21 protein-coding genes and 1 other annotated feature are annotated in these 22,788 nt (G+C 38.6%); of the genes, 4 read left to right on the top strand and 17 right to left on the bottom strand.

The annotated features are described in order from the left end of the window. Nucleotides 1–14: 14 nt before the first annotated feature. The 14 genes from QE429_RS08775 to QE429_RS08710 form a co-directional block, all read right to left on the bottom strand. Complete coding sequence (locus tag QE429_RS08775) at nucleotides 15–1,037, bottom strand: rod shape-determining protein (RefSeq protein ID WP_307286441.1); 1,023 nt, start codon at nucleotides 1,035–1,037, stop codon at nucleotides 15–17. A 164-nt stretch (nucleotides 1,038–1,201) separates the two neighbouring features. Further along, the gene (gene radC, locus QE429_RS08770) at nucleotides 1,202–1,891 is read right to left on the bottom strand and encodes a RadC family protein (protein WP_307286438.1); all 690 of its coding nucleotides are present in this window, start codon (nucleotides 1,889–1,891) and stop codon (nucleotides 1,202–1,204) included. A 39-nt stretch (nucleotides 1,892–1,930) separates the two neighbouring features. Next, a complete protein-coding gene (locus QE429_RS08765) occupies nucleotides 1,931–2,503 on the bottom strand; it encodes a Maf family protein (protein WP_307286436.1) in 573 nt (190 codons plus the stop codon). Between the two features lie 209 nt (nucleotides 2,504–2,712). Further along, on the bottom strand, nucleotides 2,713–3,786 hold the full coding sequence (locus QE429_RS08760) for a hypothetical protein (RefSeq protein WP_307286434.1): 1,074 nt from the start codon (nucleotides 3,784–3,786) through the stop codon (nucleotides 2,713–2,715). A 132-nt stretch (nucleotides 3,787–3,918) separates the two neighbouring features. Beyond that, complete coding sequence (locus QE429_RS08755) at nucleotides 3,919–4,704, bottom strand: pilus assembly protein PilO (protein WP_307286431.1); 786 nt, start codon at nucleotides 4,702–4,704, stop codon at nucleotides 3,919–3,921. Continuing rightward, on the bottom strand, nucleotides 4,701–5,522 hold the full coding sequence (locus tag QE429_RS08750; protein ID WP_307286429.1) for a PilN domain-containing protein: 822 nt from the start codon (nucleotides 5,520–5,522) through the stop codon (nucleotides 4,701–4,703). Before QE429_RS08750 ends, QE429_RS08755 begins: the two co-directional genes overlap by 4 nt. Next, nucleotides 5,522–6,508, bottom strand: coding sequence for a type IV pilus biogenesis protein PilM (gene pilM, locus QE429_RS08745; RefSeq protein WP_307286426.1), 987 nt, complete (start codon nucleotides 6,506–6,508; stop codon nucleotides 5,522–5,524). The genes QE429_RS08750 and pilM overlap by 1 nt, the downstream gene beginning before the upstream one ends. A 16-nt stretch (nucleotides 6,509–6,524) precedes the next feature. Further along, nucleotides 6,525–7,286 carry a prepilin peptidase gene (locus tag QE429_RS08740; RefSeq protein ID WP_307286423.1) on the bottom strand — a complete coding sequence of 254 codons (762 nt, stop codon included), beginning with the start codon at nucleotides 7,284–7,286 and terminating at the stop codon, nucleotides 6,525–6,527. 6 nt (nucleotides 7,287–7,292) lie between these two features. After that, nucleotides 7,293–7,817, bottom strand: coding sequence for a prepilin-type N-terminal cleavage/methylation domain-containing protein (locus QE429_RS08735; protein WP_307286419.1), 525 nt, complete (start codon nucleotides 7,815–7,817; stop codon nucleotides 7,293–7,295). Between the two features lie 133 nt (nucleotides 7,818–7,950). After that, nucleotides 7,951–9,168, bottom strand: a complete 1,218-nt coding sequence (locus tag QE429_RS08730; protein ID WP_307286418.1) for a type II secretion system F family protein — start codon at nucleotides 9,166–9,168, stop codon at nucleotides 7,951–7,953. Beyond that, nucleotides 9,161–10,210, bottom strand: coding sequence for a type IV pilus twitching motility protein PilT (locus QE429_RS08725; RefSeq protein ID WP_307286415.1), 1,050 nt, complete (start codon nucleotides 10,208–10,210; stop codon nucleotides 9,161–9,163). The genes QE429_RS08730 and QE429_RS08725 overlap by 8 nt, the downstream gene beginning before the upstream one ends. Before the next feature lie 11 nt (nucleotides 10,211–10,221). Further along, entirely contained in the window at nucleotides 10,222–11,883 is a 1,662-nt protein-coding gene (locus tag QE429_RS08720) for a GspE/PulE family protein (protein WP_307286413.1), read from the bottom strand. Between the two features lie 15 nt (nucleotides 11,884–11,898). Beyond that, nucleotides 11,899–13,224 (bottom strand): G5 domain-containing protein, encoded by a 1,326-nt coding sequence (locus tag QE429_RS08715; RefSeq protein WP_307286411.1) that lies wholly within the window; start codon nucleotides 13,222–13,224, stop codon nucleotides 11,899–11,901. 21 nt (nucleotides 13,225–13,245) lie between these two features. Next, nucleotides 13,246–13,947: a hypothetical protein gene (locus QE429_RS08710; RefSeq protein ID WP_307286408.1), complete on the bottom strand. Its 702-nt coding sequence runs from the start codon at nucleotides 13,945–13,947 to the stop codon at nucleotides 13,246–13,248. Nucleotides 13,948–14,191: 244 nt separating this feature from the next. Here QE429_RS08710 and QE429_RS08705 point away from each other — a divergent pair, with 244 nt between their 5' ends. The 3 genes from QE429_RS08705 to QE429_RS08695 are packed head-to-tail and all read left to right on the top strand — an operon-like array spanning nucleotide 14,192 to nucleotide 16,264. Beyond that, nucleotides 14,192–14,626 carry a type IV pilus modification PilV family protein gene (locus QE429_RS08705; protein ID WP_307286405.1) on the top strand — a complete coding sequence of 145 codons (435 nt, stop codon included), beginning with the start codon at nucleotides 14,192–14,194 and terminating at the stop codon, nucleotides 14,624–14,626. Between the two features lie 13 nt (nucleotides 14,627–14,639). Further along, the gene (locus QE429_RS08700) at nucleotides 14,640–15,110 is read left to right on the top strand and encodes a type II secretion system protein (RefSeq protein WP_307286402.1); all 471 of its coding nucleotides are present in this window, start codon (nucleotides 14,640–14,642) and stop codon (nucleotides 15,108–15,110) included. After that, nucleotides 15,110–16,264, top strand: coding sequence for a hypothetical protein (locus QE429_RS08695; protein WP_307286400.1), 1,155 nt, complete (start codon nucleotides 15,110–15,112; stop codon nucleotides 16,262–16,264). The genes QE429_RS08700 and QE429_RS08695 overlap by 1 nt, the downstream gene beginning before the upstream one ends. A gap of 43 nt (nucleotides 16,265–16,307) precedes the next feature. Here QE429_RS08695 and QE429_RS08690 read toward each other — a convergent pair whose 3' ends face one another. The 3 genes from QE429_RS08690 to QE429_RS08680 all read right to left on the bottom strand — a co-directional run bounded on the left by QE429_RS08690 (nucleotide 16,308) and on the right by QE429_RS08680 (nucleotide 22,135). Next, nucleotides 16,308–18,026, bottom strand: coding sequence for a sensor domain-containing diguanylate cyclase (locus QE429_RS08690; protein WP_307286397.1), 1,719 nt, complete (start codon nucleotides 18,024–18,026; stop codon nucleotides 16,308–16,310). A gap of 68 nt (nucleotides 18,027–18,094) precedes the next feature. Further along, nucleotides 18,095–19,417 carry a bifunctional folylpolyglutamate synthase/dihydrofolate synthase gene (locus QE429_RS08685; RefSeq protein ID WP_307286394.1) on the bottom strand — a complete coding sequence of 441 codons (1,323 nt, stop codon included), beginning with the start codon at nucleotides 19,415–19,417 and terminating at the stop codon, nucleotides 18,095–18,097. 75 nt (nucleotides 19,418–19,492) lie between these two features. Continuing rightward, complete coding sequence (locus QE429_RS08680) at nucleotides 19,493–22,135, bottom strand: valine--tRNA ligase (RefSeq protein WP_307286392.1); 2,643 nt, start codon at nucleotides 22,133–22,135, stop codon at nucleotides 19,493–19,495. A gap of 57 nt (nucleotides 22,136–22,192) precedes the next feature. Beyond that, nucleotides 22,193–22,431 (bottom strand) — a binding site (T-box leader). Nucleotides 22,432–22,590: 159 nt separating this feature from the next. Between QE429_RS08680 and QE429_RS08675 the strand changes: the two genes are divergently transcribed. Continuing rightward, nucleotides 22,591–22,782, top strand: a complete 192-nt coding sequence (locus QE429_RS08675; RefSeq protein ID WP_307286389.1) for a hypothetical protein — start codon at nucleotides 22,591–22,593, stop codon at nucleotides 22,780–22,782. Nucleotides 22,783–22,788 lie beyond the last annotated feature (6 nt).

Raw genomic sequence — 22,788 nt, 5'->3', positions numbered from 1 at the left:
CAAGACTCTGCCGATTATCTTGAGTCTTTCGCTTTATTTTTAAATAAGTGAATGTGGTCTAACGCTTTACCTGTTCCAATTGCCACGCAATCCAGTGGATTTTCAGCAATCAGGACCGGCATTTTTGTTTCTTCACTAATCACACTGTCTAAATTACGCAGCAATGCGCCACCACCCGTTAACACAATCCCGCGGTCCATTATATCTGCCGCAAGTTCTGGCGGTGTTTTTTCTAAAGTATTTTTTACTGCTTCTACAATTGCAAAAACCGTATCGCTTAGTGCTGCAGCAATTTCTTTTGCTGTAATTTCAATTGTTTTCGGCAGACCCGTGAGTAAATCACGTCCGCGAATTTCCATGTTGTCGATTCCTTCAGGCGTACCTGCAGAACCAACCTCCATTTTAATGGACTCCGCTGTACGCTCCCCAATCATTAAGTTATACGTCTTACGGATATAGGAAATGATGGCATCATCCATTTCATCCCCAGCCACACGAATGGATTGGCTTGTTACGATTCCTCCTAATGAGATAATCGCCACTTCAGTAGTACCGCCACCAATATCTACAACCATGCTTCCTGTTGGCTCCCAAACTGGAAGGTTGGCGCCAATCGCTGCAGCAAACGGTTCTTCAATGGTGTAAGCATCCTTCGCACCAGCTTGTCTTGTAGCGTCAATTACTGCACGCTCTTCAACTGCTGTAATACCCGAAGGTACACAAACCATAACATATGGTTTGCCAGAGAAAGGATTATTTGTTTTTTGAGCTTGACGAATATGGTGTTTCATCATCGATGCTGTTGTTTCGAAGTCAGCAATGACTCCGTCCTTCATCGGTCTTAGGGCCACCACATTTCCAGGTGTCCGTCCAATCATATTCTTCGCATCATTACCAACAGCGACAATACTTTTCGTATCTGTCTGCATGGCAACGACGGATGGCTCTCTTAATACAATGCCCTTTCCTTTTACATATACGAGGGTATTGGCAGTACCCAAGTCAATTCCAAGGTCTCTTGATCTAATTCCAAACATAGTGTTGTATCTCCCTTTCTACACATACAAAATACAAAAAAGCAATAGGCAGGTAATCGCCTTACTTATCATGTCTTTTTTCTAATTATTTATTGGGCCTGTTACAGGCAGTCCTAAAAAATCATAACTAATATTATATCGTAACGTCAAATAAAACAATAGTGTTATAAATACCCTTTTTCCTTTAAACTAACAAACTTATTTTCACCAATGATTAAATGATCGAGGAGATCAATTCCAATAATCTTTCCGCACTCAACCAATCTCTTGGTCACTTCAATATCCTCGCGGCTTGGTGTAGGGTCTCCGCTAGGATGATTATGCAGGGCAATGATGCTTGCAGCCGAGCGCTTTAAAGCCTCGCGAAAAACTTCTCGCGGATGAACAATGGAGGCATTTAAGCTGCCGATGAAAACAGTTTGTTTATGAATGACTTGGTTCTTCGTATTTAAATATAAGCAAACAAAATGCTCTTGAGATAAAAAGCGCATGTCATTCATAACATACTTGGCTCCATCCTCTGGTGACCGAATCACATAGCGATCATTAAAGGATAGATTAGAAATCCTTCGGCCAATTTCTACCGCTGCAAGAATTTGAATTGCCTTTGCTGAGCCAATCCCTTTAATTTCTTTGATTTCCTCTAACGTCGCTCCTTTTAATAGCCGTAAGCCTTCAAAATGGTTGAGCAGACGATTGGATAATTGCAGGACAGATTCATCCTTGGTCCCTGTTCGAAGCAGAATCGCAATGAGCTCATGATTAGATAAGCTTTGCGGGCCATGTTGGATAAAACGCTCCCTTGGTCGTTCATCCTGTGGAAAATCACGGATCATCAATGTATCAGTAGACATTTTTTTCCTCCCTTTATTCGGGAGTTAAGGCACAAAAAGTTAATACGGTAACTGGTAGCCTGCTTTACGTAATTCCCTAACGGTTCTTGCAACCGGCAGACCGACAACCGCAAAATAATCTCCATTTATTTTTTTGACAAGCATACTTCCGAGCTGCTGAATTCCATAGGCACCTGCTTTATCGAGCGGTTCACCACTTTTCACATATGAACGGATTTCGTCCTCCGTTAACTCCCAAAACCAAACTTCTGTTTTCTCATAGAAACGGGTTTTACCTGTTGGAAACATAATTGAAACACCAGTAAACACTTCATGCTGACTACCTGATAGAGTTTTTAGCGCACGAATGGCTTCTGCTTCATCAGCTGGCTTTCCTAAAATTTGATTATTCGCAACGACAATCGTGTCCGAACCAATGACAAAGGCATCCGGATTGTCATTAAATACAACCTGTGCCTTTCGCTCAGCTAACTCCATTACTACTTCCTCTGGGGAGAGTGTGGGGTCAAAGCTTTCGTCAACTTCACTGCTAGAGACTGCGAATGTTAAGCGGAGATTTTCTAGAAGTTCTTTTCGCCGTGGAGAAGAAGAGGCTAAAATGAGGTTCTGCATTTGATCACCATACCTTTTTTTGCTTCATTAGGGAGATACAATTTAATCCTATCAGAAATTATAGAAGCAAACAATTTTTATATCATTAAATTTTGAGGAAATCTGTCAAATTATGCATTAGAAATATCGTCATGATAAAAAGCCTGTCCTATTTTCGGACAGACTTTTGTTGGCAAACTCATTTCCCGGAAAATATGCTTTTTTGTCGATTACATGGAGTAATAGATAGACAGGAAGTTTAATAAGTGCTGCTGGGCGGCACTTAAGCTTTTCTCACTCTTTGATTTTTGGAAGTCCTTCACTTTTTCATCGGCAGCAGTTAATTCCGCATAAAGCTTCTTCACGTTCTCATTCTTTAAGCCACTGACCTTTAATTGCTCTCCTAATGCAGTCAATGTCTTGGTGGATTCTTCAGGTATAGACTTCGTAACTAGTGCACTTGAAGTCACAATAGATAGTGCCTGGTACATAGTCGGTGCTGCTTCTAAAAAGGCCTTCTCCTTCTCCGAAACATCAGCCACCTTCTTTTCATCTACTAATATAGGCTTGGCAAACACCTCTTGGACCCCATTTTCTTTGTACTTGTTCCCTAATGTTTTCGCCGTAGCTATGGTATCTGCTACACCCATAAATAAATATTGCTTTCCGTCCATTTCCACTAATTGAGAGGGAATGCCCTTGGATGTGATTTGATCGGCTGTCGCCTTTGCTCCGTCCTTTGAGGAAAAGACGCCTCCTTGTATCACGTTGGTGGTTAATTGTTCGAGAACAGCGGTCGTGGTTTTCCCTGTGGATGTGCTCTTTTCAGTTCCACCGCTTACTTCTTCCGTAACAGGGGGCGCAAGTGTAACCTTCTTACTTGGTTCTGTCACCAACTTAAGCATAAAGAACCCAAAGGTTAAGCCAATGAGGATCGCAAAGGTTGTTGAAATTATGATGGAACCTAGTGGCCTGCCATTTTTCTTTAGGCTGTTAGCAGAAAAGGATGTGATTTTTATCGGATCTTTTTTCTTCGGCTTTGTGTTACTAGCAATCTTGTATTCGACAATATCATTCTCAGTGGATTCAGGAATAATCCAATCGAAGCTCTCATCGACAGGCTCTTGAGCCGCAGCCGTCTCTAAAAATCCGTCCGATTCAGATGGGGTTGGCTTTATTTTGATCACTCTTGTGGTTTCTTCTGGTTTTGCTTCCTTATCCATTTTTGGAGATTCTTCAAGGAAGTCCTTACTTTCTCCATTTAACTTGATCTTAATTGTATTGCCTTTGTTAGGCTTGTCCACTTTTCGTACTCCTCTCTTACGATAGCTAATTGGTTTCATCCTAACATATGCGCAAAAAAAAATAACAAGACTTTTGTCGTCTTGTTATCGTAGACTTTCGTCAAATTATTTGTAAATTCGCCGAGTTATTCATTAAGGTTGCGTTGTAGCGGTTGATGGAAACTGACTTAACGGGTTATCCTTACCCGCTGGGGCAGGTGCATCAATGGTAGGCTGTTCTGCCGCTAAATCAGCTAGAGTCGGCATATAGAAAGCAGAAACTGTTAGGCTGTAGCTAATCGGTGCATCTTCTTGACTCAGACTGGTAATTTCTTGCCCACCTGAGTAAGTAATCGCCTCAACTACTACTAACCGCTGTAAGGATTCCAACGTTTCGATAAACTTCTCTAAGTCCTCATATTTCGGTGATTCCACACTCAATTGGACAGTCATTTTCTTCAATCCTGTTGGAACAGGTGTTGTTGCCGGTTGCCCAGGTTGAGTTGCTGCATTTGGATCGGCCGCAGTTGTTTGTGTTGTGTTTGTTGTGGTCGTTTGGCCGGCATTGGTATTTTGCGATGCCGGGTCGGTTGTAACCGCAACATCCGCATCCTTACTAAAACCCATAGAAGTAATCTGACTATTAGAAACTGCCTCTGCTTTTTCAAGATCAAGAATAAACTGTTCTTGGAGTGGCCCCACAGGAAGTTTCTTTTGGAGCTCTTTTGTATCAACAGTTGTCGATTTAGCCGATGCCGCCTTTTTTTGACTGACAATATCCAACAACTTTTGCTCAGACTTTAATTCCTGCTGTTTTGTTCCTAAATCAGACTTCAGAGGATTTAACGAAAAGAATTGAGCATAAACAATGAGTAACACTAGCAAAAGGACTCCGACTGCTACAATCAATTTGTGTTTTTTAGAGAGATAAAGCCTCATGAGCCTTTCACTCCTTCCCCATCCTTCTTGCCCTTCTTGGTGCTTTTCTTAATCTCTTCCTTGTTAAACTTGATTTCAAACTGTCCTGTATAACGTGGAAGATAGTTGGTTGAAGATTTTGTAGTTGCAGTTGTTGTAGTTGTTACTGTTGTCTGATTGGTTGTAGTTGTTGTGTTGTTTTGAGACGTTTGGTTGGTTGTACCAACTGCTGTCGTATTGTTTGGACTATCAAGCGTTGTTGTACCTGGTGTTGTCTGGTTAGCACTCGTTGTCGTATTCGTAGATGTTGCTGTGCTATTTGAAGCTGCAGTAGTACTTGCAGCAGTAGTTTCTGATTCCGATTGTGTCGTTGATAGTGAGTTCAGGCTGGCGTCTTCAATCCATTTTGACTCATGTAAACTATCCAAAAAGTAAGCAGCCTCTCTCGCACTATCAAATTGAACGGTAAGTGTAACAGTTCCCGCTTCTGTATAAGCAAAGGATTGGATAAATCCACGTTCTGGCAGCAATGATGTTAAATGCTGCATAACTGGTACCGTTTGAAGCGGATAATCACTTGCCCACTCAATGGCACTTTTTAATTGACTAACCGAATTAGATGATGCCGCTGTTTCACTGTTTTGCTGTTCTTTTTCAGCAATCTTCTTGGTCATTGCGATTTGATTATCTAAAGAGGTCATTTCATCGTTGATAGTTTGAGACTGCCAAAAATAATATCCACCAACGAGGATGAATAATACCAGTAATCCTGCAAGCACTATGATAAAACTATATTTTTTGGGTTCCTTCTGGGGTAGCAGGTTAATTTCTACTAGCATTATTTCACCTCTTTTAATGCGAGACCTAAAGGTAGTAATAGATTAGCAGGTACGCTTCCTTTTGATTGTGGATTAAGCGTCAACCGTTCAACAGTCGTTTCAAATCTCTCTTTCAATTCATCCGTTACTGCCTGGATCATCGGATGGTCGCCAACTAATAGAAATTTAGAAATATCATGTTTCTGATTGTTTAAAGCATAGCGATAAAAATCTAACAGCTGGCTTAATTCTTTTAAAATTTCTTCAAGCTGGATTACTAGTTCATCTGCTTCCCCAGTATATTTGAGGTCCATAACTCCCATATGATCACGACGGACTTCCCAATGGTCTAGATTAAACGGTAAGGCAAATGGACGCATGACGACAGGAACAGTTCCTTCAAACACACACAAATTCACACTAGTTAAATCAAATTGAATGGTAAAAAGAATCTCATCTTCATTTCCATAGCCAAGCTGGTGGTACAAGCGATATAAAGCTAACGGAGATATATCCGCTGCGACAGGCAGTAGCTTGATACTGGAAAATAGATCTGCATATTCCATCACATATTGTTCTGGGGCAGCAAATAAAAGAAGATCTTTTGTTTTTTCATTTTGTGAAAGTGGGTAATAATCAAATATTGGTTCTTCAAATGGTAAGTGAATACTAGAACCAAGCTCTAAATATAAATACCCCTTCATTTCATCATCTTGTATCTCTGCAGGTACGGAAACCTTACGGATAATGACCAGTTGATCTGGTACAACAAAGCGGATTTGTCGCCGTTGAATTTTCCATTCATCGATACATTCATCCAAAATGTTCGCTAACGAATCGATATCAACAATTTTCCCGTCGTAAATAATTCCCGGCGGTAGGAAACGCTCGCCCCATTTTTGAGCAGATGGGGGATTCGATTGTTTTAATTCCACATAGCGAATAGAGTGATCATTTAGGACTAGATTAATTATTCGGTTTTTGGATGAAAAGAGGGAAAACGCCATGTAAAAAACCCCTTAATTAAAATCCTTGGTTAAGAAAACGTAAATAAAGTTCGATTATTTCCGATCCCCAATAATAAGCGGACAAGGTTCCCGCTGCAATAAATGGTCCAAAAGGAATCGGCTGACGCCTTTTGACAATTCTAAACAACAATGCTAATCCTCCGATAACAGCACCGTATAATGTCGAAAGAAAAAAGGACATTAAGACTAGTTTAAAGCCTAAGATAAATCCTAGTAAAGCATATAGTTTCACATCTCCAAAGCCCATGCCGCCTTTGCTGACAAGTGCGATAACGAGTAGGAGTACAAAGCCGGTCACGGCACCAATTAAACTATCCCACCACGGCGCTAACGGCCAAATAATCCGTTCAAATAAAAAAATCCCTGCAAACCAAATGAGAATTTTATCAGGGATGATCATATAGTGAATATCTGAAACTATGATAATCATAAACATAGAAATGAGAGTTAAAGCCAGGACTAATTCACTAGACCACCCAACTACTAATGGAGCAGTAGCAAACAGGATCCCTGTAAGCAGTTCCATAGTCGGATATATAGGAGAAATCCGCGACTGACAGCCGCGGCATTTCCCTTTTTGAAGCATGTAAGATAAAACAGGTATTAGTTCGTAGGGTCTTAGTTGATGGCCGCATGCTGGGCAAGCCGAACGTGGAGCTACAATTGACTTCTTTAAAGGTACTCGTAGACCTACAACATTAAAAAAGGAGCCTAAAGTAATACCAAAAATTAAGATAATGAAAAATAAATTAATCATATATTATTAATTTTTAGGTACTACACTGCTTCTATCAATATCTTTAATACTAAATGGTACCGCAGCTGTATAACCCGGTTGACCAGACGTACCACTTTCCGCAGTTCCATGTTCGTCGATCTTAATCTCATTATTTACTAGATATACCCCAGTTACTTTTCCATTAGTAATTGAAACATAAGAAAAAGTAGTTGCAGCAGCAGGGTCAAGTGTTTCCACACCTTGTAAGTAACCAGTTCCACTTGGATCATCAACTTTTTCCAAATATCCCTCTTTTACTAAGTAACCCATAGTTAAAACATGGGAACCTGTTTTTTGTAAATCACCATTTGATGCAACAGCCATTCTAGCAGAATTCACCATTTGCTTTGCAGTCGCGACATGTGCATCTTTCTTTGTATTATCAATTAGTCCCATAATTGAAGGAATAGCAATTGCAGCAATAATCCCTAAAATAACAATAACTGCAAGCAATTCAATAAGAGTAAATCCTTTTTGTTCTTTAAGCTTATTTTTTAGCTTATTAACCATACTTCCATCTCCCTTATGGTTCTATGAACCTAGTAATATTGTCTCTGTTAGTATACATTAATTTACAATCTATTGAAAAGAGAATCTTTTGGTATTTTGTCATTTTTCATCTACTATTTTCTTTTCTTGTCACTTACTGATTCATTTGTTGAAATTGGTCGAACATGCTGAACATCGGAACCATAATTGAAGTTACAATTGTACCCACCAGTCCAGCTAGGAGGACAATCATTATTGGTTCTATTAAAGATTTTAATTGATCTGTCCCTGTTTCTACTTCCTTCTCATAGAATTCAGCTATTTTAGATAACATAGCATCTAATGCACCCGTTTCTTCTCCTATTGCTATCATTTGAGTTACAAGTGGTGGAAATGCCCAGTGTTTTTGCATGGGTTCAGTCATTGAACGCCCCTTTTCGAGAGAATCTCGAGATTCTCGTATTACCTTTGAAAGCACCTCATTCTCAACGACTTTTTCTACAATAGCCATCGCTTGGAGAATTGGAACAGAGCTTGAAAACAAAGAGCTTAATGTTCTCATCATTCGTGAGAGAGCAGCTTTTTGAAGTAGTTTTCCAAAGATAGGCATTCTTAATAACATATAATCTAAATAATACTTTGTTTTCATATTGCTCTTCAAATAAGCGAATAAGACTATAAACCCCAAAATAATTACTGCCACTAACCACCAAAATGATTGCATAAAGCCACTAGCGGCAAGAACAAACTTAGTAATGCCAGGTAGCTCTCCACCCATATCATCAAACATTGAAACAAAAGTTGGTACTACAGCAATAAGAAGAAAGATAACAACAGCTATGGCGATAATCCCAACAGCAATTGGATATGATAGGGCTGACTTAATCTTTTGTATTGTATAATGCTGTTTTTCAAAATGATCAGCTAATCGATCCAAAGTTTCATCTAAGTTACCACTGATTTCCCCTGCTTTTACCATGTTAATAAACATCGGAGTAAAAATTTTCTTATGCTTAGCAACAGCATCAGAAAGTGGATTCCCTTCACGAAGTTCCTGCTCGACACTAATCAAAGCCTTTTTTAGTCCCTTACTTTCAGTCTGATAGGCTAGAATGGCAGTGGCTTCCACAACCGTTACCCCTGCTTTAATTAATGTCGAAAATTGCCTTAAATAAATGACAAAGTGCTGAAGTTTAACAGGATTACCAATAGATATGTCCCTCGTGAATAAGGTCTCAGGAACTTCGTTCATTTCTATAACTCTTATTGCTTCTTCCTTCAGCTTCATCATGGCTTCCCGCTTAGATGTAGCCGTAACAGTACCCTGGCGCTTCCCCCTTCGATCTCGACCCGAATATTTAAACCTAGCCATTCATCATCATCTTTTCTTGTAGGTATTGTGAAGCTGCTTCCTTTTGTATCACATTCCGATCAATTAGGTCTCTGATACTCATTTCAAGTGTGTGCATGCCTTGGGCACGTGAGGTTTGTATTGTACTTTGAATTTGATGGATTTTCTCATTTCTGATTAAGTTTGCAATCGCTGCGTTATTAACCAGAATTTCCGTAGCAGCTTTTCTTCCCTTTTTATCTGCAGTTGGGAATAAACGCTGAGAAATAACACCTACCAATACCGAAGCTAATTGAATACGTATTTGTGGCTGCTGAGCAGATGGAAAAACGTCAATAATCCTGTTAATTGTGGTAGGTGCACTTGAAGTATGAAGCGTACCTAGTACAAGATGGCCAGTTTCTGCAGCAGTAATCGCAATAGACATTGTCTCCAAATCACGCATCTCTCCAACAAGAATAACATCAGGATCTTGACGGAGAGCGGCTTTTAAACCACTGGCATAATTGCTTGTATCAAAACCAACTTCACGTTGGTCAATAATTGAGTTTCCATGACGATGCAAGTATTCAATCGGATCTTCAAGAGTAATAATATGCTTCCGCATGGTACGGTTCATATAATCAATCATTGAAGCAAGGGTTGTGGATTTACCACTACCAGTTGGTCCGGTAACAAGGATAAGCCCTTGAGGTTTTTCTACTAATTTAGGGATTATTTCAGGTAAATCTAATTCCTCAATTGAAGGGACTTTTGAGGCCACGACCCTTAAGGCTAATGAAACGCTTTTTCTCTGGTGATAGGCATTAACACGGAATCGTGAGCTTCCTGGAACACCATAGGAGAAATCCAGTTCACCTTTTTCCTTAAAATGATCCCAAAGGTTTTCTGGGATAATGGCTTGTGCCATTCCCTCGGTATCAACTGGAAGCAATGGTTCTGAACCGTATCTTCTTAAATCACCATTGATACGCATGACCGGCGGTACTCCTACTGTTAGATGTACATCGGAGGCCTTGTATTCGATCGCAGCTCTTAAAATTGAATCTATTTTTTCTTGCATGCCCTTATCTCCTACTCCAGAATTGCTACTTTTAATACTTCTTCTGTGGTTGTTAACCCCTGCTTTATTTTCAATAATCCATCATCAAGTAAGAAAATGGTTTTATTTTTAGTGGCAAGTTCTTTTAGCTTTTGAAATGATTCTCCGTTCATCATGGCACGACTCATCTCGTCATTAATGACTAAGACTTCATGGAGTGCTATACGTCCTTTATAACCGGTCATATTACACGAGGAACAGCCTTTTCCCTTCGTAACTTTTTCTATCTTCATTCCACGCCTAGCAAAAATTTCATGCTCTCGTTTGGAGGGTTCTAGAGTTTCCTGACAGTCACGACACACTTTACGAACAAGCCGCTGTGCTACAATTCCACTCAAGGAAGAAGCTAGTAAGAAAGGTTCTACACCCATATCAATTAACCTTGTTACTGTTCCTATTGAATCATTGGTATGAAGGGTACTTAATACTAAGTGACCTGTTAATGAGGCACGAATGGCAACCTCGGCTGTTTCCTTATCACGTATTTCCCCCACCATGATAATGTTTGGATCTTGACGTAGGATTGATCTTAATCCAGCAGCAAAAGTCATTCCTACATTCGTGTTTACTTGTATTTGATTGATTCCTTCTAATTGATATTCAACAGGATCTTCAATTGTAATGATATTGACCGTTTCCTCATTTAACTTATTTAAAGCTGCATAAAGTGTAGAGGATTTACCAGATCCAGTTGGACCTGTAATAAGGACAATCCCAGTGGGCTTTTCAATCATTTCATTAAACCTATTTAGGTTAAGTTTATTGAACCCAAGCTTACTTAAATCATTAAGTGTCGAGCCCATATCAAGGAGACGCATAACAATTTTCTCCCCATAAACTGTTGGAAGCGTAGATACTCGAAGGTCCACAGGATGGAAATCAAGATTCAACTTAATTCGACCATCCTGTGGAATCCTATGTTCAGTTATATCTAGATTGGACATTATTTTTATTCTAGCCGTTAATACCCCTTGCATATGGCGTGGCAAAGAACGTTCTACTCTTAAAACGCCATCCACACGATACCGTATGACCACCTTCGTTTCCTGAGGATCAATATGAATATCACTCGCTTTTTGAATGACAGCATTTGAAAGGATCTGGTTCACAAGACGCACAATTGGTGAATCAAGATCCGTTACATCCTCAGGACGTCCTTTTTCAGTTTGCTTTAATTCTCCCAACAGTTCATCGAAGGCATCATCTACGTTGTAATATTTATTAATGGCACGAAGAATATCATCTTTTGTGGCGATGGCTGGCTGGATTTGAAATCCGGTAGAAAGTCGTAAATCATCAATCACTATAAAATCCATTGGGTTAGCCATAGCTACATAAAGCTTATTCCCATCTCTTTTTAGTGGAATAATTAAATTTCTTCTAGCCGACTCTTTAGAAATTAGGGAAAAAAGATTTGTATCAAAAGGATAGTTAAATAAGCTAATATGCGGGATACCCAATTGAAATTCGAGTACTTCTATTAATTGTTGTTCAGTAATAAAACCTCTTTGAAGCAAGGCCTCCCCGATTTTTTGGTTTTTTGCCTTTTCCTCCAATGTAATTTGGAGTTGTTCAGGAGTAATAAGCCCTACTTCTATTAACAAATCACCTAGTCGTTTTCGAACTTGTCTCATAATTGATCCCTACTTTTATTTAGGTTCTTCATTCGGCTTTCCCCATAAATCACTATCATTTGATTCTTGTTGATTCGATTCTGTAGTTGGTTGATTTTGTGTTTGTGCCTGGGTTTTTGTCTGGTTGACTGTAGAACTATTTGGAACTGTCGTCTGAGTGCTTGTTGTCGTAGTAGGAGGTGTTGATACCTGCTCACTTCCAGCAAGACCATGAATCTCAACTTGATAAGATGGAGGATAATAATCCTCTGAGATTAACTCACTTTTAAGAAACGCTCCACCTTGGTATACGTCTCGGTACACCTTAATTACTTGACCCTCAACTCCCGATGTTTGCACCTTGGTTTTACCTGGAAGGAGTAGAGGACTATATTGGACAATGGTTTTAAATTTAAGCTTCTGTTCGTCTTTTGTGCTGATTTTATAATTATAGGCAAACTTTTGACCTGTTAGGGTAACTACTAACTTTTCCCCCTGTAATTGTAGTGCTAGTGTGTACGTTGTCTTATTGGGATTAGCTAGTATTAAATTCACATTTCTCTCAGCATTCACTTTTGCCTCAAACCCCAAGGTTGCAAACTCTGGTAGTGAACTACTGATATTTCTTTCAATGATTGAAAAGTTTGTTGGCAAGATTGCTTGATAAATACCTGTAGCTAAAACATCTACTGTATATGGATCTTGCACATTATGTGCCTTTACCCACTCTAGTAATGAAAATGAAGCATCTTGTTTCAGTTCAATTTTCGGATCTTCTTCAATCACTGTAAGCAACTCTTTAGGAATTTCATTTAAATCTAGGATGGCAGTATTTAATTTCGTACTTTGACTAGATAACAGGTAATTATCGTAAAGATTAAACGAATGCGCAACTGTTTCGAATTGTGATGCAGTTTGGTTTAAATCTTGAGTGAGTTTGTCTATATCAAGCTCATTAGTTGCTACTTGTGGAAAAAGTACGTTCACTTGTTTGATTACCTGTTGCTTTTCCGTTGCAATAATAGCTGTATTTTTCTGTCCATCTCTAATAGAGTCGATTGTTTGCTTTGCATCTAAATGGAACACAGTTAAGTCAATAGAGGCAGCCATTTCACCGTATTGTAACTCCATTGATGCTTCCTTTGTCCAATTCATATACTTTTGTTCTAGTAGATTCATAGCCTCTTCTTCTGATTTTCCTGAAACATCAAGATCCCCTATTGCTGTTCCATCAGAATATCTCCCATCGGCATTTGTCATATTTTCAAATGCTTTGGCACCATAATGGGAAAAGCTAAAAATAAATGCTGTACCAAAAAATAAAACCACAAACACCTTTAACATTTGCTTATTTGCTTTCAAATTATCTGCCACCCCCCAACATTATTTTAGTAATGAGATCTTTTTCTCTTCCTCAATATCTGCTTTTTCTGCAGCAACTTCATCAAGTGGCAAAAGATCATCCAGCTCTTCTAACCAATCTCTGTTTATCTTCTCTTCCTTTTCAACAATTTCCTCATCTATTAAACTCTCTATTTCAGATAAATAGCCAACTTCTGGCTCTTCTTCACGTAACTCAACAACTTCAGATTCGGACTCTTTCTCTAGAAAGATTGAGATGTCCTCTTCAAGTAAGTAACTCTCAATTTTCTCTACTTCCTGCTCATTATCTAGTGGTTGAATCGATAAGACTGGGGGAGTTAGGTTATCTTCAAAGGACGATTCTGATTGACTCAGATCAGTTAAGTCAAGTGAAGTGTCACCTTGCTCAAAAACAAATTTTGAATTAGAAAAAGGATTAATTATTTCTTTTGACCATTCTTTCTGGAAACTAGGAGTTTGTTTCAATAGTAAAGTTCCTAAGCGGGTTACCAAGAAATATGCTGCAAGTATGATTAATACCCCTAACATTAATACCGTTTGCCATAAAGGAAATGAGACTACTGAGGCAAGCCCTCCTAGAGCAAACAAAAAACAAACAAACGAAAGCAGAAATTTCCCTTTTATCGTCAATCCCAGCGGTAAAAAAGCAATAATGAGAAAAAACACAAACATAGAACTTAAGGCCCATATAATTGATATCATCCAATACCACCCTCTAATTAACAATCCTTTATACTATTTAACTACATTTTTTTGCAAAGTCTTATATTTTTTATCGATTTCTTCAAAAATTAGACAAAAAACGCCTACTAAATATTGTATAATACTATTAACTATTTTAAAAGGACTGGAAATTAATAATAGGTCAAAACTACTAAAATTTATGCTAAACTAAAAAAACTTTTACTTCTATATGACAAAACGCCCTGAAGGGAAAGAATTATTTATGAACGAAATCAAAAATGAAGATGGATTAACACTCATTGAGGTATTAATATCAATTACATTATTATCAATTATCTTTTTATCTTTTATGAGCTTTTTTCCTCAAATGGGATTTATGAATAATCAGAATGAAAGTAAAACCCAAGCAATTAATACCGCAAAAGAAGTACTTATTGAATGGCAAGGCATGGATGATCTGAAAGCATTTCTTGTCGATCCTACAAATGACACCTTAGATGATTTGCCTAGTAATAAAAAAACAGAAGGTGTCTATTATTATTTTTATACAACAAAAAACAACTATGATGTGACTATTAGGATAAACATTTTACCTAGTAAAGAATCCAAAGTAACTAAAGCACATCTAATCAGAGTTCAATTATTTAATAAGAAAGGTAAGCTTGTTAGTGAAACATATGGTTATGTTCTTAGATAGGAGAGGTTATTTATTGAGTCGAAATGAACGAGGCATAACACTTATCGAGGTTTTAATTGCAGTAGCAATTCTTTCAATTATTGGTGTTGTTATTTCGAATGTTTTTTTTCAGGGCTATTCTTATTCTAAAAAAGCAATATCCAGAAACTCTATGCAGCAGGAAACAAACATTCTTATTACCAACCTTAAAAAGATACATCAAACAAATATTAATTATTCAATCAAATCTTCCAATTGTGATATAACTGTTAACTATCAAAAAGACACCTCTACTGCAACTCAAACACAAGTATTTAGCCATTCACAAATTTGTTACAAGATTGATATAATAGTTGACTCTATTAATCAAGGTTCTGGACCGATTAATATTGAACCCAACAAATCTGACATCAAACTTAATATAAATACTAGTGATAAAAACAATCCAGGAAATAATCTGACTATAAGTACATTTCTTTTTCGAATGAAAGGGGTTGGTTATTAATGTTAATCACTAAGAGTGAACAAGGTTATGCACTTGTTACAGTTTTGCTAATAGTAGTAATTTTTATGGTCGTGTTTCTGTCTTTCATGGGTCAAGCCTTTTCAAGTGTGAAGCAAAACCAAGTGGTAGAAAAGAAATCACTTTCGATCGATACTGCCGAAATGGGCGTAACATATTATCAAGTAGCGGTTCAAAATCTATTTGAGTCTAAACAAAGTGTTGTAAACGATAGAGTAAAGGCAATAATGACAGCAACACCTACGGCAAATTTCAAAAAACAGACAGCAATTGTTCTTGCAGATGAAATACAAAAAAGCTTTCCCATAGGTAGTACACAAGCGGCAATTCCAATAAGTGATACTAATGCTTCATTTACGATTAGTAATTTAATAGCTACACCAGGTACTGATTTGAATGCTAGCAAAGTTTTTATTACATTTGATATTCTTGGTCAGGAAAATACAACAAGTAGCGGATCCAAACTTACGGCTAAAATGTCAATAAATTTAGATACTATTTCTAATTTGGCAAACAGTGGTACTTCTGGTACCTATTCTCTACCAAGCTATAATGAAATTCTAAAGCCTAAAGCTGGATGTACTACTCTGGATTGCACCGAAGTTTATATAATTGGAAACGGGAATTTCAATGGAAATAATCTATTTAAAAAGTCAACTCAAACTATTTATACTACAGGTTCATTTACTCAAGTTGGGACAGGTAATGAAAATAATAAAAGTAATATTTCCATTCATGCTGAGGGACCAATTTCCATCGGAAATAATATGAATAAGGCATTGAATTTTAAAGTGGAAACTAAGGATAATGCATATTTCGGTGGCCATTTAGATATTTATGGTACATCTAGAATACAGATTGGAGGAAATGCCACAGTGGCTAAATCGTTATCAATAGGATCTTCCTCTAAAATGTGTGTACGAGGCGATTTGACTGCTGGGAGCATTTCCGTTTCTACAAGTAATCCAGCAGGGAAGTTATTAGTATATGGGAAAGTAAATGGTAGTACGACGTCTCCTTATAGGGTAACCGACGCAGTCTTTAAATCAGAATGTGGAACTTACATCCCTTCAACTTTCCAAATTAACTGGGGAGATGATATAAATACAGTAATCAATAATGTTGATTATAAATAAACAAAAAGGAGTGAGACTGTTTTATAAACAGTCTCACTCCTTTTTAACATGAAGAATACTCCGCCACCCGATTGCGTCCAGCCCTCTTAGCCCCAACATAAAGAGCTCTGTCTGCATGACGTATCAATGCTAATGGATCTTCAGCATCTTCCGGCGCAGTTGCCACTCCGATAGAAGCGGTGATTTTCACCTGTTGATGCTTCTGATCTAATGACTGACTTATACAAAACGGCCAGTTTGCGATGGATTGACGGATGAGTTCAGCCATTTGATATGCTTCTTCTTTTGTTACATCTGGTAGCAGGACAACAAACTCTTCGCCACCATAACGGGCTACAGTTCCAAGTCCTCCAGCAAGATTACTTAGACGTTTTGCCAGTTCACAAAGGATTTCGTTTCCGCTTTGATGACCGTAGGTATCATTTACCTGTTTAAAGTGGTCAATATCGAGAATGATTAATGACAACACTTTACGCTCAAACCGAGTGAGTTTCTCATATTCCTCAGTTAGCATGTTCTCAAAGTAGCGGTAATTGTATAAGTTCGTTAAAGAACACCTTTCACTCTGTCTCTTTGTTAATTCATAATGACGGGCATTTTCTATTGCGATGGCAAAATGAGAACATAGAATATCAATTATCATTAGCTGAGATTTTTCATATGCACGTTTTTTTCTAGATGCTAACAATAAGACCCCAATTAACTTTTTACTTCTAATAATAGGAACACCCAGAATGCTTTCAGCATCTTTTGGAATGTAGTCATTTGAATATTGGATCCAATCCTTCTTTGCTTTAAATAAAAAAGCCTTTCGGTTAGCCCAAACCATCCCACTAATTCCTTCATGGATACTCATTGAATGTTTGACATTTGAAATCGTATTCCCAGATTCAAGGTGGCGAATCAATTTCAGTTCATCACCATTAGCCTCAAGGATATAGGCATAATCAACTGGCAGCATTTCAGTTAACTTTTGGATGAATAGGTCAACTACATCGTTTGTAAGTAGCTTTTCGGCCATCTTGTGGCCAATTTCCGCTGCTTTTTGCAGGTACTCATTGATTTTTTCACTAGAATAATACAGATTAAAAACCATAGATAGGCTTACAAACGGAACTCCAACAAATAGTAGAGAAAGTAAGCCTACCTGGTTATTATTATAGAGAATGTACAAAACAAATCCAATTGGGAAGGTAATAATTGTTGTAATTGTCTCAACAAATAATTCTTTTCCAAAAAAAGATCCCTTAATTTTATAGATGACATATACGTTAAAAGCTAGAATGATTTGATTTAAGGTGTAGCTTAAAACTGCATACAAGCCAGCAAGTAACAAAAAATTAGCATTAGTTTGTAGCCCGAGACCTGTTCGGCCTCCTACTAAATAGTAAAATGCACCACTTAAAAATGAAACAAAAAAGAACATAATCAGGTTAAGCGGCAGGCGGAAATACTCTCCTTTACGAAGTATCCTTAGCTTTAGCAATAATACAACAACCGCAATTTGTGCAAAGATAATTTCAATAAACAAGCCAAACCGCAAAAAGGTAGCTAGGGCCACCCATTGAATTAAAAAAATAAACGTTTCATTAATAACAATTGGCATGGAGGCAACCACAGAGGTTAACAGTAAAAATGCCAATAGATCTATCCAATACCCGGAAATATCAGGAGGATACGCTTGATAAGTAAACCACAGACCTGCTGGAACTATTAAGAACCATGCAAGAAATATCGCTTTTTTTGTTTGTGGTTTAACCATCTAAACCCACCTCCTCTAATTATCATTAATTCAAGATAAAAATATTTTACCACTTTTATATTGGCTTGTCACAAAGAAATCGTCATATTTTTCAAATATTTACATAAATGTGGTTTAATCTCAGAAATAAAATAGAGTGAACCAGTGATTACGAGCATACCAGTAGAATCTAGAGTCTCGATTTCCTCTAATAAATAGGTTTTCCAGTCCGAAACAGCCACTTTATTAGAGGACTGGCTGATTTTCAGTAATTCTTCTCCAGCCGCTGCTCGCGGAAAATCAAAGCTGACAAAGGAAATCTGATTAGCCACTTGGTCGAGCTTAGCAATCATTTCATCCAGCTTTTTATCCTTTAATGCTGCAAATACAATATGAATGTTTCTTTCGTGGTATCTGGTGGATAACTCATGTACTAAGGCAGTAATTCCTTCCTCATTGTGAGCCCCATCGATAATAACTAACGGTTTATCTGATAAGATTTCAAATCTTCCTGGCCAGTAGGCATTTTTTAAACCATCGCGAATGGCTTGTTCGGAAATTGCAAACGAGCCCTCTTGATTTAAGTATTCCGCAGCACAGACAGCAAGGGCTGCATTTTCAGTTTGATGCTTACCGATCATACTGATTTCAATCCCATACAAGGTTTGTGTTGGTGTCGTTAAATTGAAGATCTCGCCCTTTGCCTTTGATTCGTGTTCACTGATAAAGAATTCCTTGTTCAATCGGTAAATAGGGGCCTTCATGTTTTCAGCTTGTTTTTCAATTACCTTTAAGGCGCCTGGATGTTTAACAGCAGTAAAAATTGGAGTATGTTCCTTAATGATTCCTGCCTTTTCAAAAGCAATTTCCTCATAAGTGTTTCCAAGGATATTCGTGTGATCCAAACCGATATTGGTAATAATTGAGGTTAGTGGATGAATGATATTCGTAGAATCAAATCGTCCCCCTAACCCTACTTCGTAAACAACCACGTCCACTTTTCCCATCTCAGCAAAATAATAAAAAGACATAGCGGTGATGACTTCGAATTCAGTCGGTCCACCAAGCTCTGTTTCTTCTAATTCGTCTGCCAATGGGCGAATCACATTTGCGAGTTTGACTAATTCCTCATCTGAGATTGGTTTTCCGTTGACACTAATTCTTTCATTAAATTGCTCGATATATGGTGAGGTAAAGGTACCAACTGTATAGCCTGCTGCTTCTAAAATATTGCGGAGATAGGTGACCGTTGACCCTTTTCCGTTTGTCCCACCTACATGAATCGTTTTGATCTTGTTTTCAGGGGACCCCAGCTTGTCCATCATCCATTCCATCCGTTTTAAACCCGGCTTAATTCCAAGCCGTAATCTTGCATGGATCCAGTCAAGGGCTTCTTTATATGTTGTAAACATTCCTGACACCCCATTTAGTTTCTTTTTATAAAGGGAAGACGAATTCCAATCTGGAATTCGCCTCACCAACTGTTATTACCCTCTTAATTCTTTAATGCGTGCTTCAACAATGCCTCTCTTTTCTAGATAGTCCTGTTCTTTGGCACGCTCTTCAGCAACGACACTTTCAGGTGCTTTTTTCATGAAGCCTTCATTGCTTAATTTCTTTTGGACACGTTCTACTTCTTTATTTAACTTCTCGTATTCTTTTTCAAGACGAGCGATTTCTTCGTCGATATTAATTAAACCTTCAAGCGGAAGAATGATTTCTAAGCCTGTAATAACAGCCGTCATCGCTTTTTCAGGTGATTCCATATCGATGCCCATTTGTAATTCCTCTGGATTACAGAAGCGCTCGATATAGCTGCGATTCGTTTCAATCGCTTTTAGAACTTGTTCGTCCTTCGCTTTAACCAGCATTTTAATTTTCTTGCTCATTGGTGTGTTTACTTCCGCACGAATATTTCGTACCGCACGAATCATTTCCATGAGAAGCTTCATATCTTGTGCAGCCTGTTCATCGGAAAGCTCTGGCTTTACTTCTGGCCATGCAGCTGTCGTAATGGACTCTCCAGCATGTGGAAGGTTCTGCCAAATTTCCTCGGTAATGAATGGCATGAACGGATGTAATAGACGCATCGTCTGGTCTAATACATAAGCTAAAATGGAACGAGTGGTTTTCTTAGCCGCTTCATCTTCACCGTATAATGGAAGTTTCGCCATTTCGATGTACCAGTCACAGAAGTCATCCCAAATGAAGTTGTATAGCGCGCGGCCTACTTCACCGAATTCATAGCGGTCAGAAAGCTTTGTTACGTGGTCGATCGTTTCATTTAATCTTGTTAAAATCCACTTATCTGCTACTGATTTTTCACCACTGAAATCAATTTCTTCGTAGGTTAGGCCATCCATGTTCATTAAGGCAAAACGGGAAGCATTCCAAATTTTATTCGCAAAGTTCCAAGTTGCCTCTACCTTTTCGGTGCTGTAGCGTAAGTCCTGACCTGGTGACGATCCTGTTGATAGGAAGTATCGTAAGGAGTCTGCCCCGTATTGATCAATCACATCCATTGGATCGACACCGTTTCCAAGCGATTTACTCATTTTGCGACCTTGTTCATCCCGAACCAAACCGTGGATCAGAACATCTTTGAATGGACGCTCGCCAGTGAATTCAATACTTTGGAAAATCATTCTGGATACCCAGAAGAAAATGATATCGTAACCCGTTACAAGAACGTCTGTTGGGAAGTAGCGTTTGAAATCGGCGGCTTCCTTGTTAGGCCAACCCATGGTTGAGAACGGCCATAATGCTGAACTGAACCAAGTATCAAGTACGTCTTTATCCTGCTCCCAGTTCTCTGCGTCTGCTGGTGCTTCATGACCTACAAAAACTTCTCCTGTTTCCTTGTGGTACCAAGCTGGAATACGGTGTCCCCACCAGAGCTGACGTGAAATACACCAGTCGCGGATATTTTCCATCCAACGTAGATACGTTTTTTCAAAACGGTCAGGAACGAAGTTTACTTTATTTTCTTTCTCTTGTAGGGCTATCGCTTCATTAGCGAGCGGCTGCATTTTTACAAACCATTGTGTAGAAAGATATGGTTCAACTACTGCACCACTACGCTCAGAGTGACCAACGGAATGAAGATGCTCTTCAATTTTGAAAAGAACGCCTTGTTCTTGAAGGTCTTTCACGATTTGCTTACGGCATTCGAAGCGATCCATGCCTTTATATTTTCCTGCTTTGTCATTCATAGAACCGTCTTCGTTCATCACAAGTATACGCTCAAGATTGTGACGGTTCCCTAGTTCGAAATCGTTCGGGTCATGTGCAGGTGTAATTTTTACTGCCCCAGAACCGAAGTCCATATCTACATAATCGTCTGCAACAATTGGAATTTCACGGCCAACGATTGGCAGAATGACTGTTTTTCCAATCAAATGCTTGTAGCGATCGTCTTCCGGATGTACCGCAACCGCTGTATCACCAAGCATGGTTTCTGGACGTGTAGTTGCAACCTCGATCGAGCCAGAACCATCTGCTAATGGATATTTCATATGGTAAAAGGCACCCTGAACATCTTTGTAGATAACTTCAATGTCAGATAGGGCTGTTTTTGTTGAAGGGTCCCAGTTAATGATATATTCGCCGCGATAGATTAGGCCTTTATTATAAAGGGTAACGAATACTTCGCGAACCGCATCTGATAAGCCTTCATCTAATGTGAAACGCTCACGGCTGTAATCAAGACCTAAGCCAAGCTTTGACCATTGCTGACGGATGTGTGAAGCATATTCTTCCTTCCACTTCCATGTCTCTTCAACAAACTTTTCACGGCCTAAATCGTAACGGCTCTTGCCTTCACTGCGCAGTTTCTGTTCTACCTTTGCCTGTGTGGCAATTCCGGCATGGTCCATACCAGGAAGCCAAAGGACATCATAGCCTTGCATCCGTTTCATTCGTGTAACGATATCTTGAAGGGTTGTATCCCATGCGTGACCTAGGTGAAGCTTTCCTGTTACGTTTGGTGGTGGAATAACAACGGTATACGGTTGTTTTCCCTCATCATCTTTCGCTTCAAAATACTTTCCTTGCAGCCACCAGTCATAACGACCTTTTTCTATTGTCTGTGGATCGTACTTCGTTGGCATTGTTAATCCTTTTGTTTCCATGTTACTTCCTCCTTCTTGTAATCCTTTCCACTGAAAAACAAAAAACCCCAATCGTCATAAAAGGACGAATGGAGTTTGCTTCGCGGTACCACCTTTTTTCCAATCCATAAAAAACTGGATTGGCACTTAACGGGATAACGGATTTCATCCGTCTTCAACTAATAGGATCATTGAATCCGTTCGCTAAAGAAGCTCTAGGGCGACCTTCTGATGTTCCTCTTAGGAAATCTTTCAGCTAATGATTTCCCTCTCTAAAAGCAGGATGGCATCGTACTCTTCCCTGTCTATGCTTTGTTTTTTAAATTATATAGTTATACTACCGAAAAAAAGGGTTTGACGTCAATCATGATAACCAATTTTTTTATTTTTTATACTGTATGTATTTAATGGAGAACTTCTATGGGCATTTGGAATATATATAAATAAATGTCAAATCCCAATGGGGAGGTTCTGGGATGAAGAGGAATTTTCATAAGTACAAATACAAACCTTGGTTCATTACGTGCCGAAGGATTGCTGCCCAGTTGATTGTTCCGTTTACTATTTTTCAATTTATCCGGACATTGCTTTTACCAACTATTTTCGATGTATTGCTATTAACCTGTTTTCTTGTCATTGCTGTTTCTATCTATTTTGACATAGTTTAAGGAGCC

Origin of the sequence: Bacillus sp. SORGH_AS_0510, assembly GCF_030818775.1 — a bacterium.
Taxonomy (GTDB): Bacteria; Bacillota; Bacilli; order Bacillales; family Cytobacillaceae; genus Neobacillus.
This window is presented reverse-complemented; position numbering and strand designations above follow the sequence as displayed.

Excerpts from the sequence above, each read along its gene's own strand:
- QE429_RS08775 (WP_307286441.1), bottom strand. The coding sequence starts at position 1,037 with ATGTTTGGAATTAGATCAAGAGACCTTGGAATTGACTTGGGTACTGCC.
- radC (WP_307286438.1), bottom strand. The coding sequence starts at position 1,891 with ATGTCTACTGATACATTGATGATCCGTGATTTTCCACAGGATGAACGA.
- QE429_RS08765 (WP_307286436.1), bottom strand. The coding sequence starts at position 2,503 with ATGCAGAACCTCATTTTAGCCTCTTCTTCTCCACGGCGAAAAGAACTT.
- QE429_RS08755 (WP_307286431.1), bottom strand. The coding sequence starts at position 4,704 with ATGAGGCTTTATCTCTCTAAAAAACACAAATTGATTGTAGCAGTCGGA.
- QE429_RS08750 (WP_307286429.1), bottom strand. The coding sequence starts at position 5,522 with ATGCTAGTAGAAATTAACCTGCTACCCCAGAAGGAACCCAAAAAATAT.
- pilM (WP_307286426.1), bottom strand. The coding sequence starts at position 6,508 with ATGGCGTTTTCCCTCTTTTCATCCAAAAACCGAATAATTAATCTAGTC.
- QE429_RS08740 (WP_307286423.1), bottom strand. The coding sequence starts at position 7,286 with ATGATTAATTTATTTTTCATTATCTTAATTTTTGGTATTACTTTAGGC.
- QE429_RS08735 (WP_307286419.1), bottom strand. The coding sequence starts at position 7,817 with ATGGTTAATAAGCTAAAAAATAAGCTTAAAGAACAAAAAGGATTTACT.
- QE429_RS08730 (WP_307286418.1), bottom strand. The coding sequence starts at position 9,168 with ATGGCTAGGTTTAAATATTCGGGTCGAGATCGAAGGGGGAAGCGCCAG.
- QE429_RS08725 (WP_307286415.1), bottom strand. The coding sequence starts at position 10,210 with ATGCAAGAAAAAATAGATTCAATTTTAAGAGCTGCGATCGAATACAAG.
- QE429_RS08720 (WP_307286413.1), bottom strand. The coding sequence starts at position 11,883 with ATGAGACAAGTTCGAAAACGACTAGGTGATTTGTTAATAGAAGTAGGG.
- QE429_RS08710 (WP_307286408.1), bottom strand. The coding sequence starts at position 13,947 with ATGATATCAATTATATGGGCCTTAAGTTCTATGTTTGTGTTTTTTCTC.
- QE429_RS08705 (WP_307286405.1), top strand. The coding sequence starts at position 14,192 with ATGAACGAAATCAAAAATGAAGATGGATTAACACTCATTGAGGTATTA.
- QE429_RS08695 (WP_307286400.1), top strand. The coding sequence starts at position 15,110 with ATGTTAATCACTAAGAGTGAACAAGGTTATGCACTTGTTACAGTTTTG.
- QE429_RS08690 (WP_307286397.1), bottom strand. The coding sequence starts at position 18,026 with ATGGTTAAACCACAAACAAAAAAAGCGATATTTCTTGCATGGTTCTTA.
- QE429_RS08685 (WP_307286394.1), bottom strand. The coding sequence starts at position 19,417 with ATGTTTACAACATATAAAGAAGCCCTTGACTGGATCCATGCAAGATTA.
- QE429_RS08680 (WP_307286392.1), bottom strand. The coding sequence starts at position 22,135 with ATGGAAACAAAAGGATTAACAATGCCAACGAAGTACGATCCACAGACA.
- QE429_RS08675 (WP_307286389.1), top strand. The coding sequence starts at position 22,591 with ATGAAGAGGAATTTTCATAAGTACAAATACAAACCTTGGTTCATTACG.